The organism is Exiguobacterium sp. EA-TM-5, from assembly GCF_053878415.1.
Genome location: NZ_CM132670.1, coordinates 2,465,582 through 2,480,925, shown reverse-complemented (window position 1 = coordinate 2,480,925; position 15,344 = coordinate 2,465,582). Strand labels below are relative to the sequence as shown.

Here is a 15,344-nt window from a genome sequence, read left to right as displayed (position 1 = left end):
GAGTGCGCTTCATGCTTGTTTGTGTGGTGATGTCGTTCGTTTAACAATAAGTAAGACGCATGCAAGGACGGAAACGATCAAGTGCCCGATATATATGTCTCCCGTCTGGATGTAATGAATGAGCATGGAGCCACCGAAAATCAATAAAGCAAGAAAGAGTAGCCGGACATAGAGTGTTGCGTAAGACATACAGACACATCCTTTCTATATCCAGTATATCCCAAAGTAAAACACGAGACAAAAAAACATCCATCCTTAAGGATGGATGAGGAACTGATTAGAGTGATTTAAAGCCTAACAGTTTTTGCGTCCAGTAACGTTCCGAAAGACGGCTGATGCCTAAAGCTGGTTCATTCGCATGGATGAACTGATCATTGTTCAACATAATCCCGATATGTGTTGGACCAGCAGCATATGTGTTTTCGAAGAAGATGATATCTCCGCGCATTGGTTGACGTAATTTTGATAACTTCGCTCCGAGGTACCGATCATCGTTCCAGTAACCGTTGACGTTTGTTCGTCCGACAGCATAGCCAGCGGCATTCAACGTATAATTGATGAATCCAGAACAGTCAAAGCCACCGTTAGCTGGGTTGCTTGAACTCCAAACATACGGTGTTCCAAGATACTGTTGTCCGATTGAAATAGCACGCTCCATCAATGTCGAACCCGGAACGGATGTCACGGGTGGTGGAGGAGTGACTGGAGGTGTCGTCGTGACGGAACCTGTCGTGATATAACTTTTTGCGACGAAATAAAAACCTGTTCCGATTTTGATTTGATACCAGCCACTATCTTTTCCTGTCGTTTCTCCTGTTACATTGACGATTGAAGCATGCGCGACTTGTGTGAAAATACTTGAGGATGTCGAAGGAAGCGTACGCACATTCAGTCCTGTCGGTGCATTGACACGATATGTCTTCGAGGCATCGACAGGTGTCAGAGAAACACCAGGAGTTGTCGGAATCGTTGGTGGAGAAGTTTTCGTCGATGCTTTGACATAACTTGATGCCACGTAGGCTTCTTTTCCATCAAGTTTCACTTGATACCATGAATCGACGGCACCTGTCACATCAAGAACCGTCTGATGGGGCAATGTCTTATAGATTTTTGCGCTTGTTGCTGCAGCAGTCCGTGCGTTCAACCCTTCTTTTGCGTTGACCGTATAGACTTTTGATCGATCGACTGCTTTAATGACGTTCTTGACTGGTGTCGTCGTAGAAGGCTTTGATGTAGTCGTTACTTTCGCTGTCTTTTTATCGACTAACGATGCATGGATATAAGCGGTTTGTTTCTTGTACGTGATTTGATACCAGTCACCGGATTTTTTCTTGACGGATAAAATCGTGTTCTTTGCGAGTTTTCCTAATGATGTTGAGCTAGTCGTCGCTTGTTGGCGGATATTAACAGCATCGGTATTCGTTATGTAGGTCGTTGTTGTCGTAGGTTTTACTGTCGTCGCCTTGACGTATGCTGAAGTGATAAAGGCAGGTTTTGACTGGTAGCGAATTTCGTACCAGCTGTTGACTTTCTTGACAGCTGTCAGCTTCGTACCTTTTTTTAGAGTCGTGATGACCTTCGCGGAAGTCGAGGCAGCCGTGCGAATGTTGACGTTATCCGTCAATGTTAAGGTCGGTGATGCAGCAGAGACCGGTCCGGTTGAACTGATCAAGGCTATCGTCGTGAGAGCGAGAAAAGTCTTCTTCACGTGACATAGCTCCTTCCAAGTCGAGATAGATAAAAAATCGTTGTTACCATTTTGTCATAAAAAGTGACGATTCCCCTGATTTTAAAATATATTTTTGGTCTAAAAAACTGCATTAGTCTTTTAAAACAAAATGAATAGCTCGATACAGTATTTTCAAAAAAGTTCGAGTACACTAGGAGTATTGAAAGGAGGCTATACATGTTACGCCGTTTTTATCAGTATTATATCCCGCACAAACGTCTCTTTTGGCTGGATTTCACATCTGCCTTATTCGTTGGGATTTTAGAACTTGCCTTTCCGCTCGCGGTTAAGTGGTTCATCGACTCATTGTTACCGAATGAAGAGATGAACTGGATCATCCTTGTCAGCGTCGGATTATTAGTGTTATATGTCATCAGTACGTTGATGCAATTCGTCGTCAACTATTTCGGACATAAGCTTGGGATTAATATCGAGACCGATATGCGCCGTCAGTTGTTTAGTCATGTTCAGAAACAGTCGTTCCGTTTCTTTGATAATACGAAGACGGGTCATATTATGAGTCGAATCACGAATGATCTGTTTGACATCGGAGAACTTGCGCACCATGGTCCGGAAGATGCCTTCATTGCCGTCATGACATTGCTTGGTGCGTTCTCAATCATGCTGACGATCAACGTGCCACTCGCACTCGTAACGATCATTGCCGTACCGTTTTTAATCTGGCTGATCAGTTATGCGAACGTCCGAATGAATAAGTCGTGGGACCGGATGTATGGAAATATCGCGGAAGTCAATTCACGTGTCGAGGACAGTGTCTCCGGGGTCCGTGTCGTTCAGTCGTTCACGAACGAAGCTTACGAAATCGAGCGATTCGAAAAAGACAACGCGACGTTCCGGCAATCGAAGATCAATGCCTACAAGGTCATGAGTAAGAGCCTATCCGGTATCTACTTGACGACGCGTTTGATGACGCTTGCCGTCTTAGTCGTCGGTGCGTACTTAACGTATCGAGGCACTTTAACGGCAGGGGAACTCGTCGGATTCATTCTCTATATGAATATCCTGCTGAAGCCGATCGATAAGATCACCGCATTGCTTGAGATGTATCCAAAAGGGATGGCTGGCTTTAAGCGCTTCCTTTCGATGATTGATGAGGATGCGTCCTTGCCCGATGCACCGAATGCGCTCGTCGTTGATCGCTTGAATGGTGGCATCATGTTCAAGGAGGTGGCGTTCGGATACGAAGCAGAACGTCTGATTTTAGAAAACATCAATCTGACGGTCGAACCAGGGCAGACGGTCGCTTTCGTCGGAACATCGGGGGCAGGGAAGACGACGATCTGTTCGTTGATTCCACGCTTTTATGATGTCTTAGACGGAGCAATCAGGATTGACGGAATCGATATCCGGCAGATGACGAAGGAGTCCTTGCGACAACAAATCGGTATCGTCCAACAAGATGTCTTCTTGTTCTCAGGAACGATTGCTGAAAACATCGCCTACGGTGACTTGAACGCGACGCATGATCAAATCGTGCAAGCAGCAGAACGGGCGCATCTCGGACCAATGATCGCAGATCTTCCGGATGGATACGCCACACAAATCGGGGAACGCGGACTAAAACTGTCGGGGGGACAAAAGCAACGACTTGCCATTGCGCGGATGTTCCTGAAGAATCCGCCGATTTTGATTCTTGATGAAGCGACGTCAGCGCTTGATACGGAAACGGAAGCACTAATTCAAGAATCGCTTGCCGAGCTGTCTGAGAACCGGACGACGCTCGTTATTGCGCACCGTTTAGCAACGATCCGGAATGCTGATAAGATTTTTGTCGTTACGAAGGAAGGAATCGTTGAAGAAGGCTCACACGATGAACTGATGAATCAAGGAGGTTACTTCTCCCGTTTGTTAGAGAGACAGCGCGTTTAAATGAATGAAAGGCAACGGACCTGGTCCGATGCCTTTTTTTGTTCGTTTAAAAATAAGATTGTGCAAGCCAATTTTAGGGAAAACGATTGATAGAAAAGAAGGAGAGGTGGAAGGATGTACGGTCAATTCTGTGAGAACTATGATGAGAGTTATCCCGTCTTGCGGGAAGAGACGTCGCATGATTTCCATCGTTTTTTTGCGCTGTCTTATACGATTCACGATACCGTCTTTGAGCAGACTGTCTACGAACGTCTGATGCGAACGATCAAACAAAAGACATCGCGCTTTTCAGCACTCCGAAGTCGTTATACACCATTGCTCGTTGCTCATGTTCAGCTAAATAGTACAGATCCCGATCTCTTGATTGAAGAGATCATCGTCGCAGAAAAAAAGATTAAACATCGCCTGATTCGTGATAAAGGTGTTCGTCCATTTTTTGCACTCAACGAGGTACTAAATCGTCGGCAAGGCATCGATGCGTTTCCCTACATGGAACGCCTACATGCGACACGACCTCATCTGAATGCCGCGAAACAGTACGTCGTGACATCGACTTTGCTTGAACAGCAGCCATTACCAGAAGAATTTCTAGAGCGGGTCGATACATCGGAAGAGTGGCTCGCGCAATATATGGAACGGACGAGTGAACGTGTCATTACGGCGCAAATCTTAGCGGCGCATCCAGATCCTTCAGCGCAACAGGAACGAATCATTGCGTGGCGGGAATTGTTAGAACGACGAGAAATCATCATTTGGGATCGTTTAATGCCGCTTCTTGCGTTGTTACCGACGATGGAACGTGTCGACTGGATCTACGTGACACGGATCGTCGATCGGGAGCGAGCACGGAATCGTTTTTCAGACGAGGTCAACTGGTTGATTGCCTTTCATCTCTTACTGGCTAAATCAGGAGTGACACGAGTTCAGGCTACGTTATTGTTACTGGCTGCACTAGAACTGACGAAAAAGCCTTGAAATGAAATAGACAAAACAAAACGGACGACCAATGATGTATGCCATCGGTCGTCCGTTTTGCTATGTCATCCTTTCATTTATTCGAATGTCGTAAACGTCGCATGTCGTTCGACCGGATAAAGTTCCGTACCAGCGACCGCATTTAAGATTAATTGGTTTCGTGAGACGGACATTCCGAGATTATCAGCAGCAGGTCCGTGTGACAATTCTAAATTAGCCGTTGCATAAAGATGATGGGGGGTATCGACCGAGCGTTCAATTTGATAGTTCGCATCGACTTTCCAAGCATTCGGTGCTTCAAACACGATGTCGAGGCGATCGATGAAGCTCGGAAGGGATGGTGAAAAACCAGTTGCTGCGATGACAGCATCTGTTACGGATACACGGTCATCCCCGCGTTCTTGATGTTGCATCGAAATCGTGAAGCGCTCATCGTACGTGATCTTCTTTACTTCGAGATTCGCGCGAATCGCGACCTGTTGCTGTTCCTCTTCTGTCAAATCATAGAGGTGGGCATAGATCGATTGTAGAGTCTCAGGACTGATGCCATTTTGTGAACGGGCAAACTTTTTGACGGATTCTTGTCGTACTTCGAGTGGTAATTGATTAAAGTACGTGACGTAACTCGGGGAAAAAATTTCTTCGCCAAGCTTACCTGTCTCGAGTGTTTCAAAAAGTGTCGATCGCGCAATCCATTCGAGCTCAGGTCGCTCTGGAGCAGACGTCGTCAAAAGATCGAGAAAAATCTCGGCAGCACTTTGACCGGATCCGACAATGCTGATTTTTTCGCGTTGAAGGAGTTCTGGCTTATTCATGACATATTGCGTATTGTGAATGACACGGTCGTCAAACGATTCAGGAATCGCAGGTTTTGAACCAGTACCAATGACGACGTTTCGTGCTTCGAACGTTTCGCGTTTTCCAGTCGAGATATCTTCGACGAGGACTTCAAAACTATCTCCGGTATCTTGGACATCGATGACTCGCGTTGAAAATCGTAAATCGTCCAGTTGCGTCGCAACCCAGCGTAAGTAATCGTTATAGCCTTGTCTTGAAATCAGAAGTTTTTCATAAAAATAAAAGGTGTGGAGACGATGAATTGATCGTAAGTAATTGAGGTAAGAAAACGAACTTGTCGGATCAGCCAACGTGACGAGGTCGGAGATAAAACTCGTCTGCATCATCGAGTCTTGAATCATCATGCCAGGATGCCATGAAAATTGTTCACTTTCGTCAAAAAATAATGTCTTTAACTCAGTTGGATGCGCCAGTGCGCTTAATCCTAAATTCATCGGTCCAATACCGATGCCGATTAAATCATACATAGAAAAAGCCTCCCAATTCGATATTGTTCTAAAACAATACCCGAAAAGGAAGGCGGATGAAACGTGAGGTGGAAGGTTTACAGCTGATCCGTTGTCGTTGTTTTGGTTTCGACCGTCATCTGCTTCCCGTCGCGAATGATCGTTAGTGAGAGTGGACCATCTGATTTGATTAATGCTGTTTTGATATCAACGAATCCTTTAATATCAGAATCATTGATTTTCGTGATGACATCACCTGTTTTCAGTTTAGCCGCAGCAGCGGGGCTGTTTGGTTCGACCGACATGACGACGACACCTGTTTTCTGACTGTCTGGTAGTTTGACTTGATCTTTTAAATAACCAGCAGGGAACGCCGCGACGTCTTGCAAGGAGACACCAAGTGTCGGATGCTCAACTTTACCGTTTGTCTCCAGTTGTTTGAGGATAGGCAACGCATCATCGATTGGAATACTGAAGCCAACACCTTCGACGCCAGACTCGGCAATCTTCATCGAGTTGATCCCGACGAGTTGTCCTTGTTCGTTGATCAAGGCACCACCTGAGTTGCCGGGGTTGATGGCAGCATCCGTTTGGATGACCGTCGTATTGAAGTCGTCTTGTCCATCACTATTCGTATCGACCGGTACGGTTCGATCTTTTGAACTGACGATTCCGCGTGTGACGGAGTTTTGGAATTCACCGAGCGGGTTACCGATTGCAAGGACGGTCTGACCTGCTTTTAAGTCAGCGGATTTTCCGAGTGTGATGACGCCAGGAACGTCGCTTGCATCCACTTCAAGCACAGCCAAGTCATATGTTTCGTCGCTACCAAGCAATTTTGCTGAGAGCGTTTTGCCGTCATTTAAGGTTACGTCGAGTTTTGATGCACCATCAACGACGTGATGGTTCGTAATGATGTATGCTTTTCCATTCTCTTTCTTATAGATGACACCCGATCCTGAACCAGCAGCTGCTTCTTGTTGCGACATTGAATTACCAGCTTGATAGTTCGTCACGGTCACGACGGATTTTTGAGCGGTAGCGACTGCGTTCGTTACAGGGTCACTTGTCGTCGTTGAGACTTGTTTTGGCATGCCGTTCGATAACGGTGTATCTGCGACTTGCTGTTCTTGATCGAGTAGAATCGGGAAGGCAACTGTAGCCGTCAAGACCGCGCCGATGATGCCTCCAGTCAATCCAGGTAAAAGTGCTTTTGTTTTTCCAGCCATAAGTCATCATTCCTCTCTGTGTGATTTCTGACTTCATCATAGCAAATGTAGCAATCTCTTCCCTGATTACGGGAGACATTCCGAAATGACTCATCATTCCCCATAATTCGACGACAATTTCTAAAAGTTGAGATAATCAGGTCGTTTCGATACACTGAAGCTGTCTCGAACATATATTTCATTAACAGAAAGAGAGTGTGAAACATAATGCTATTACGTTTAGTGTATGGAGCAGGACTATTGTTTGCGGGAGTTGGTCATTTCCGTAACGAAAAAGGATTCGTCAGTATCATGCCGTCGTTCATTCCATTCAAGCGCTTTTTCGTACAAGTAACAGGTGTCATCGAAATCGCTTACGGAATCATGTTGCTGACAGGAAAAGGAGTGCATCTCGTTCGCAAGACACTTCCTGCCTTCTTATATGCTGTCTTACCCGCAAACGTCAACATGGCAGTCAATCCAAAGCCGATTAACGGAAAACGTCTTCCGTCTTGGTTACTGTGGACACGTCTGCCGCTTCAATGGGGACTGGTCTCTCTTGCGAAACGCTTGAAATGAATCGGAACAAAAAGCCGCCAATTTGGCGGCTTTTATTGTTAGAAGCGTTTATTTACAGCGAGTAAGGAAGCTTTCGCGATCTCTTCGTAGGTAGAGTCGTTCGGGTGGAACTGGTCACTCGACAAATCACGTTTGACGTCGCGGACAAGATTGAATGTGTCGATGATCTCAACATCATACTCGATACCGAGCGTCCGTGATTTGGCATTCCAATCTTGAACGATTGCGTCGAACGCTTCACCATTTTCCGTTGCACGGAAAGGATTATAGAGTCCGACGTAGAAGATGACAGCATCCGGATTTTGTTCTCGTAGGATACTGAACGTCTTTTTCAAGTTGGCTTGTGCCGCCGTAACAGTTTCGGCCGTCTTCTTCGCATTGAAGTTCGCGACGCCTTCACCACGGTTGAACAAGTCATTCCCGCCAATCGTCACTGAGATGACTTTTGCTTGATCGATCGAGCGTAACACTTCTTTTTGTTCTAGTTGTTTCAGTAAATCTTCCGTCCGAGCACCACTAACGGCAAGATTCTGGAAACGCTCGACAGTGTTATCTTTGACAAGATCGCGTCCGACAATTGCAGCATAACTATTGCCGTTTGATGCTCCAACACCACGTGTTAATGAGTCACCAAGCGCGACGTACGTCCCGCCTTTTTTGACAGGCTCTTCCTTTGTTGGTGTCAGGACAGCACGTTTTGGTGGGTTGACGACGTCACTATAGGCACTGACGAAGCCATATCCAAAGATTGCCGTCAAAACGAGTGAGACGGTTAAAAACAAGGGCCAGCGTAATCGCTTCATGAACGTTCCTCCTTCTAGTTTCTAACCTGATTGTAGCAAATGTTGAAAGAATGTGCGGAAATGAAGTGTTCTGACAAGTCAAATGATTCATTATTCCGCTAGAATAGACAATAAGAGGTGAGAGACGTGAAACCAACAGTGAAATTAGAAGGTGTAACAAAGGTGATCGGAAAAAAGACGATCATTGATAATATCTCGTTTGAAATTCAGCCAGGTGAAGTCTTTGGCTTCCTCGGACCGAACGGGGCAGGAAAAACGACGACGATCCGGATGCTCGTTGGTTTGATTAAACCGACGTCCGGTAAAATCACGGTCTGTGACTTTGACGTCCGGAAACAGTTCGTCCAAGCAATGGAACGGATCGGTTCGATCGTCGAAAACCCGGAATTGTATAAGTATTTGACAGGTCGCGAAAATTTACAAGTCTTTGCCCGGATGTTACCGAATGTCGATGATGCTCGGATTCAAGAAGTCATTGACCTCGTCGATTTGACGGCACGTGTTGACGATCAAGTCCGGACATACTCGCTCGGGATGCGTCAACGTCTCGGCATCGCCCAGGCATTACTCGGACGACCAAGCGTCTTGATTCTCGACGAACCGACGAATGGTCTCGATCCGATGGGGATTCGGGATTTGCGCCAATTCATCCGCCGGCTCGTCGAGGAAACGGGACTGTCGGTCCTCGTCTCGAGTCATATCTTAGCTGAGATTGAAATGCTTGCTGATCGTGTTGCCATCATGAGTTATGGAAAAATCGTTCAAGTCGGAACGGTCAAGGAATTGGTCGAGTCGCTTGCACCAGGCGTTGACTGGCGTGTTGACGATGCCTTTAAGGCGAATGAGATTTTATCAGCATCGGATCAAGTTCAAGTATCAGAAGTCGTCGATGCAAATACGGTCCATACTTTGATGGATGCAAGTAAGACACCAGCGCTTAATAAGCAGCTGCTTGAAGCAGGTGTCGAAGTCTGGACAATTGAACGAAAAGTTCAGACGCTCGAAGATCTGTTCATCACATTAACGGGAGGCGATCACATTGCGTAATCCGAACATGATCGGTCTCGTTCGAAATGAAGTCACGAAAATCGCTTCTAAGCGTCGATTTGCTGTCGTTGCGATCATCTTGATCGTCCTCGTCTCGATGTTTACGTATGCGCAGTACCGAGACATTCAAGAGCAAATCAAAAAGCAGGGAACACTCGACTGGCGTGTTGAGTTACAACAAGACATCGTCGATACGCAGAACCGTCTTGCTTCTAGCAGTATTCAAGATGAGTTCCGTCAGTTCCTGGAGTTTGATCTAAAACAAAATCAATACTATCTCGATAATGATATCAATCCGAACTATCCGGGAGCACCGACGTTCATCCGGATTTTCTTCTCGCAAGGGTTGACGTTGATTTTACCGCTATTCATCATCGTCATCATGGCGGATATCGTCAGTGGGGAACAAAATGATGGAACAATCAAGACGTTGCTGTCACGACCGGTCCGGCGCTGGAAAATCCTCATGGCGAAATGGTTGACTGTCTTGCTCTATACGTCGATGCTGATGGCATTGACCGTCGCCGTCTGTTACGCGATATCCGGGATTGTCCTCGGCTATGACGGCTGGACCGCACCGATCTTGACTGGATTCCAAGCCTCACCGAGTGGTACGTTCTCAACCGAATTCGTACACACGTTACCGATGTGGGAATACCTCTTAATGGCTGTTGGTCTAGCCTGGATCGTCACGGCTGTCGTCGGAACGATCGCCTTGATGGTGTCCGTCCTCGTTAAAAACACAGCAACAGGAATCGGGATCATGATGGCTGTCTTGATCTCGGGTACGTTGTTGACGACACTCGGTTCAAGTTGGACGAGTTCGAAGTATCTCGTCAACGTCAACTTCGGACTGATCAACTACCTCGACGGACAAGCACCACCGATCGAAGGTATGACACTACCGTTCTCACTAGCTGTTCTCGGCTGTTGGACGGTCGCGGCATTAGTCGTTGCGTTCTGGAACTTCACACAAAAAGATATGTATTAAGACGAACGGGTCCACCTGAAGAGGGGGACCCGTTTTTTATTGCTAAAGCGACAATCGATTGTATGTCTCGATTATTTTTTGATAGTGGAGCTCTGTCGATAGCGAAGCATCTAGTATGAGAACCGGCGAAAGCGAACGATCCATTTGGTGTTTGTGTTCTGCGAACGTACCGATCATCGAAGGGTCCGTTGCTGTGTGATAAGTCCGACACCAGTCGAGGAATTCATTGGAGCCTGTAAAATCTGAGTAGCGTGCTTTTTCTCGCGCGATCAGTCGTTCCATCCGAACTGTTTCGTCGAGCGATAAAAACACGAGTAAGTCCCGACCGATGAAGCCGTCCGGATGCCAAGCAAAGACGGAACCGGAGACGATATAGTCGTTATGAGACGCAAGGTCTGCTTCATGCAGGGCGAACCGTTCAGCGACAGTACGTTTTTCAGTGAACGTCGTATCTTTCCATAAATAGTGATCCGTATCAATCCAGGGAATCTGCTCGGCTTGTCCGATGAAGGCACCAAGCGTACTTTTTCCGGTACCTGATCCACCAATGATTTGAATGCGCACGCAGTATCACTCCTTTTAAAATAGGTAACGGCACGCAGAACAGGCCCGGGCATGATGCCGGACCTGTCGCTTGGAAGAACGAATTCTCCCTATGTTGTCTTATGCAAGCATAAGACATGGAATCGAGAGGCAGTGCCTCTAATAGGAAGCCGATGCAGGTCAGCCTCCGCGCTACGTACCAATCGTACTTTTATCATACTGATTCCAAGAATTGGTGTCAAACCTGCTCGGAAGGGTTTACATTCTGCTTAAACCGTCAAAAGACAGAATAACGATGAGTAGAGGAGGAACGACCATGGCAGATTGGGGCATCATGCTGACAGGCGTCGTCATTTGCGGATGGTGTATCTTTAGTGCCATCTATGACGATTTCATCCGTCGCGTATAAGACTTGTATTTGTGGGACCGTCCGAGAGGGACGGTTTTTTTATGGATTTTTTTAATCCGAGTAAGTGGCTATGGTACACTCGAATCAGAATGAAACGATAGAGAATGGGTGAAGAAAAATGAAGAAACAACCAGTCATCGTCATCGTCGGACCAACAGCAGTCGGAAAAACGAAGACAGGCATTGAACTAGCAAAACAACTAAACGGAGAGGTGTTATCCGGAGATTCGGTTCAAGTCTATCAAGGGATGGATATCGGATCGGCAAAAGTGACGACCGAAGAGATGGAAGGGGTGCCGCATCATCTGCTTGATCTCGTGACACCGGACGACGAGATGAGTGTAGCCCGTTTCCAAACGATTGCTCGGGCGACGATCGATGAGATTTCGAGTCGTGGCAAGTTACCGATCATCGTTGGTGGAACAGGGCTTTATATCCGGTCGATTTTATATAATTACCAGTTTACCGAACAGGCCGAAGACCCAGCTTTGCGTGCTGAGCTTGAAGCGTACGCGGCGGCGCACGGTGCGAATGCGTTGCATGACCAGTTAAAAGAACTTGATCCGACGCGTGCAGAAGCAATTCATCCGAATAACATCCAGCGCGTCGTTCGGGCAATCGAGGTCGCACGGACCGGTCAGACACAAACGACCGGTAGCAAGCCAGCGCTCTACGACAGTCTATTGTTCGTCTTACACATGGAAGACCGAGATCGGTTATATGACCGAATCGATCAGCGGGTAGACTTGATGGTCGACAGTGGGCTTCTTGAAGAGGTGGCACGTCTTGACGCTGCCGGATACCGACAGACGAAGGCGTTGCAAGCAATTGGCTACAAAGAGATGTTACCCGTCCTTGACGGGGCACCACTCGACCCTGCTGTTGACATGCTAAAACGGAATACACGACGCTTCGCGAAACGTCAATTGACATGGTTCCGTCATCAATTTGATGGCGTTTGGGTAGATATGGGAAAGTTTTCATTTGAAGAAACGTTCAAAATTATCTATGATAGAACTGTAGAGTTTCTGAAAGCGGTTAAATAAGAGTTGCCCGAAGACAGAAACAGATAAAAAGAGGGGGCACGGGGAATCATGAAAGCGACATACAACATTCAGGACGTCTTTTTAAATCAATTACGGAAAGATGCAGTCCCAACGACGGTTTTCTTAATCAGTGGGTATCAATTACGGGGGCTGATCAAGTCATTCGATAACTTCACGGTCATCTTGGAGTCGGAAGGCAAGCAGCAATTGATCTACAAACACGCAATCTCGACGTTCGCACCAGCGCGCAACGTGACGTTATATGAGCAAGAAGAGACACAAGAAGTCTCTCGCTAAGTAAAAAAAGACGACCGGGGGGTCGTCTTTTTTTATTTCATTCATAATATATGGCGTATTAAAACTTGGAGAAAAGGAAGACGATTCGAAACGAAAAAAGAAAGTGTAACGGTGTAACGCTCCTTAGTTAAGAAAAATACCTCTTATTTAACTCCAACTGTAAACCTGTCATTAAAGTAATGGTGTCAATTCTTCAACCGCCTCTTCGTAACGCCGGAGCGAGACATCCTTATAGAGACACGTCTTTTGCAGACGTTCTTCTTTCGTCATCTCATCCTGATACGTTTTTAAGATGAAGCTGTTACGTAACATCGACGGGGTTAAGATCCGTTTGTTATCCGACCGCTCATTTAGCTGTCGCATCATCTTCGTGATCATGACGATCGACAATTGCTTCGGTGCATTCTTACTGTAGACCCAGCGGAACGTCATCCGGGCGAAGTCGAAGGCGACGAAAAAGGGATCGGTGCTGTGATAACGGGGGCGGACTGGCTCTGGGATCGTCTTCAAGTAACGCAACATGATGTCTTGATCTTCCCGCTCAAGATGAAGCAGGAAGCGGTTACCAAGGCGATCGTGGACAGCCATCTCTTGCTGGGCGAAATTGAGGTCGTGCATTTTTAAGCCGATAATGTGATGGACACGTAAGCCATAACGGTAAAATAGCCGAAGAATCAGTTCGTTTCGATCAATCAAAAACGGACGTGCCTTCAATTGATGTTCTGTCAAACCGCGATCGGATTGATTCGTCCGTACCAATTGCTCGTATTCCTTGAAGGAAGCGATATGTTTTGCCGTCAGTTCGTGTGTCGGTTGTGCGTATTCGATCAGCTTCGCTTTTGTTTGCCGAATCTGGTAATTGACTTGATTGATGACGGTGACGATTCGGGCGACCGTTGCTTGCTGGTAGAGCTTCTCTTCGATCAAGTACTCATTGATGAACGTCTTCCACGTCTCGATCGAAATTGCTTTGAAATCGTCAATCGTCTCGAGCGGTTGGTCGACATCCGTCATATAACGATGGACTTCGATTAAATCATACCGATAGCGCCGGACTGTCGAAAGTTGCCGTCCACTTGTCGTTAAATAAAACAGGTAGCGTTCAATGAACTCTGGAAGCGTGTACGACTGCTCGCGTGCCATGGTTTTCCTCCCCTTCCTTGTGGTGTTTCTTCCATCATAAACCGAACGGATGTTTCCTGTCCAAAAAAGTTCAGACGAACCGGTGCCTGTGGTATGATAAGGGGCGCAGTACGTCTTTACTCGTGAAAGGAATGATATTATGTCAGAACGCGTTATCGTCGTTGGTTGCCAGCTCCCCGGTGTCCCGGACCATGTCTATGAAGAATCGGTCGCGGAGCTCGAAGCACTCGTAACGACTGCGCATGGTGTCGTCGTCGGTCGTCTGGATCAGAAACGACAAGCGATTGATCGCCGTACGTTCATCGGAAAAGGAAAGGTTGAAGAACTCGTTGCGTTAGCGGACGAACTTGAACCTGATTTAATCATATTCAATGCTGAGGTCACGCCTGGTCAGATGAAAAATATCCGGATTGCCTTATCGGACCCGGAAGCGATCAAATTGATCGACCGGACACAGTTGATCCTCGATATCTTCGCCGGACGCGCCCAGTCACGCGAAGGGAAATTGCAGGTGGAATTGGCACAAATGAGTTATCTATTGCCACGTCTTGCCGGACAGGGAACACAACTGTCGCGTCTTGGTGGTGGAATCGGAACACGTGGACCAGGTGAGTCGAAACTTGAGACGGATCGTCGTCATATCCGTCGCCGAGTCGATGAGATTTCGAAACAACTCGAGACATCCGTCGCGCACCGTGCCCGTTACCGGGAACGTCGCAAAGAAAACCAGACGTTCCAAATCGCACTCGTCGGCTATACGAACGCTGGTAAGTCAACGATCTTCAACCGGTTGACGCAAGCCGACACATACGAAAAGGATGAGTTGTTCGCGACGCTCGATCCGTTGACGCGTCAAGTTGATTTGCCGGAAGGTGGTCAAATCCTTCTGACGGATACGGTCGGTTTCATTCAAGATCTTCCGACGAAGTTGATCGCGGCGTTCCGCTCGACCCTCGAGGAAGTGCTTGAAGCAGACTTGATTCTTCACGTCGTTGATGCATCAAGTGAGCATTACTTGAATCAGATGCAGACGACGAACGATGTCCTCGATGAACTCGGTGCCGGTGACATCCCGCAACTGGAAGTCTACAACAAGAAAGACCAACTGAACCGCTTGTTCACAGGCGGGAAGCTGTTGATTTCTGCGCTAGATCCGCAAGACATCGAGCGCTTGATTGAAGAAATCGAACGTTCGATCAGTGAAATTCTCGAGTATCTCGAGATTCGCATTCCGGTGGATGGTTTTGCCCATTATAATCCAGCGAAGGAAGTCATGATGAACTTGAAGGAATCGTTCGAAGAAGATGGTTCCGTCATTCTAAAAGGTTACTTGCGTAAAGATACGCGTCTCTACGCGACATTGAAACAATACGAGGTGTAA

Annotated in this window: 15 protein-coding genes; 8 read left to right on the top strand and 7 right to left on the bottom strand. The window is 46.9% G+C overall.

Features of this window, described 5'->3' with window-relative positions; translation table 11 throughout:
* Positions 1–9: 9 nt before the first annotated feature.
* Positions 10–189 (bottom strand): hypothetical protein, encoded by a 180-nt coding sequence (locus ACV3PA_RS13135; protein WP_053452941.1) that lies wholly within the window; start codon positions 187–189, stop codon positions 10–12.
* Between the two features lie 88 nt (positions 190–277).
* The gene (locus ACV3PA_RS13130; RefSeq protein WP_053452942.1) at positions 278–1,708 is read right to left on the bottom strand and encodes a C40 family peptidase; all 1,431 of its coding nucleotides are present in this window, start codon (positions 1,706–1,708) and stop codon (positions 278–280) included.
* 198 nt (positions 1,709–1,906) lie between these two features.
* Between ACV3PA_RS13130 and ACV3PA_RS13125 the strand changes: the two genes are divergently transcribed.
* Both ACV3PA_RS13125 and ACV3PA_RS13120 read left to right on the top strand, forming a co-directional pair.
* Positions 1,907–3,619: an ABC transporter ATP-binding protein gene (locus tag ACV3PA_RS13125; protein ID WP_456125035.1), complete on the top strand. Its 1,713-nt coding sequence runs from the start codon at positions 1,907–1,909 to the stop codon at positions 3,617–3,619.
* 114 nt (positions 3,620–3,733) lie between these two features.
* The gene (locus ACV3PA_RS13120; protein ID WP_053452944.1) at positions 3,734–4,594 is read left to right on the top strand and encodes a DUF4003 family protein; all 861 of its coding nucleotides are present in this window, start codon (positions 3,734–3,736) and stop codon (positions 4,592–4,594) included.
* Positions 4,595–4,671: 77 nt separating this feature from the next.
* On the opposite strand, the gene ACV3PA_RS13115 is transcribed toward ACV3PA_RS13120, so the two are convergent.
* Both ACV3PA_RS13115 and ACV3PA_RS13110 read right to left on the bottom strand, forming a co-directional pair.
* On the bottom strand, positions 4,672–5,919 hold the full coding sequence (locus ACV3PA_RS13115) for a lysine N(6)-hydroxylase/L-ornithine N(5)-oxygenase family protein (RefSeq protein ID WP_053452945.1): 1,248 nt from the start codon (positions 5,917–5,919) through the stop codon (positions 4,672–4,674).
* A 77-nt stretch (positions 5,920–5,996) separates the two neighbouring features.
* Positions 5,997–7,127, bottom strand: coding sequence for a S1C family serine protease (locus ACV3PA_RS13110; RefSeq protein WP_456125034.1), 1,131 nt, complete (start codon positions 7,125–7,127; stop codon positions 5,997–5,999).
* Positions 7,128–7,334: 207 nt separating this feature from the next.
* Here ACV3PA_RS13110 and ACV3PA_RS13105 point away from each other — a divergent pair, with 207 nt between their 5' ends.
* Positions 7,335–7,685: a DoxX family protein gene (locus tag ACV3PA_RS13105; protein ID WP_238239368.1), complete on the top strand. Its 351-nt coding sequence runs from the start codon at positions 7,335–7,337 to the stop codon at positions 7,683–7,685.
* A 38-nt stretch (positions 7,686–7,723) separates the two neighbouring features.
* On the opposite strand, the gene ACV3PA_RS13100 is transcribed toward ACV3PA_RS13105, so the two are convergent.
* Positions 7,724–8,488: an SGNH/GDSL hydrolase family protein gene (locus ACV3PA_RS13100; RefSeq protein ID WP_456125033.1), complete on the bottom strand. Its 765-nt coding sequence runs from the start codon at positions 8,486–8,488 to the stop codon at positions 7,724–7,726.
* A 126-nt stretch (positions 8,489–8,614) separates the two neighbouring features.
* Here ACV3PA_RS13100 and ACV3PA_RS13095 point away from each other — a divergent pair, with 126 nt between their 5' ends.
* The gene (locus ACV3PA_RS13095; protein ID WP_029341234.1) at positions 8,615–9,535 is read left to right on the top strand and encodes an ABC transporter ATP-binding protein; all 921 of its coding nucleotides are present in this window, start codon (positions 8,615–8,617) and stop codon (positions 9,533–9,535) included.
* A complete protein-coding gene (locus tag ACV3PA_RS13090; protein ID WP_034785942.1) occupies positions 9,528–10,526 on the top strand; it encodes an ABC transporter permease in 999 nt (332 codons plus the stop codon). Before ACV3PA_RS13095 ends, ACV3PA_RS13090 begins: the two co-directional genes overlap by 8 nt.
* Before the next feature lie 42 nt (positions 10,527–10,568).
* On the opposite strand, the gene ACV3PA_RS13085 is transcribed toward ACV3PA_RS13090, so the two are convergent.
* Positions 10,569–11,090, bottom strand: coding sequence for a P-loop NTPase family protein (locus ACV3PA_RS13085; protein WP_456125032.1), 522 nt, complete (start codon positions 11,088–11,090; stop codon positions 10,569–10,571).
* A 506-nt stretch (positions 11,091–11,596) separates the two neighbouring features.
* Between ACV3PA_RS13085 and miaA the strand changes: the two genes are divergently transcribed.
* Positions 11,597–12,523 (top strand): tRNA (adenosine(37)-N6)-dimethylallyltransferase MiaA, encoded by a 927-nt coding sequence (miaA, locus tag ACV3PA_RS13080; protein ID WP_456125031.1) that lies wholly within the window; start codon positions 11,597–11,599, stop codon positions 12,521–12,523.
* 48 nt (positions 12,524–12,571) lie between these two features.
* A complete protein-coding gene (gene hfq, locus ACV3PA_RS13075) occupies positions 12,572–12,820 on the top strand; it encodes an RNA chaperone Hfq (protein WP_023467753.1) in 249 nt (82 codons plus the stop codon).
* A 171-nt stretch (positions 12,821–12,991) separates the two neighbouring features.
* Here hfq and ACV3PA_RS13070 read toward each other — a convergent pair whose 3' ends face one another.
* Positions 12,992–13,963: a tyrosine-type recombinase/integrase gene (locus tag ACV3PA_RS13070; RefSeq protein WP_456125030.1), complete on the bottom strand. Its 972-nt coding sequence runs from the start codon at positions 13,961–13,963 to the stop codon at positions 12,992–12,994.
* A gap of 139 nt (positions 13,964–14,102) precedes the next feature.
* On the opposite strand from ACV3PA_RS13070, the gene hflX reads away from it, so the two are divergent.
* Positions 14,103–15,344 (top strand): GTPase HflX, encoded by a 1,242-nt coding sequence (gene hflX / locus ACV3PA_RS13065; RefSeq protein ID WP_034785946.1) that lies wholly within the window; start codon positions 14,103–14,105, stop codon positions 15,342–15,344.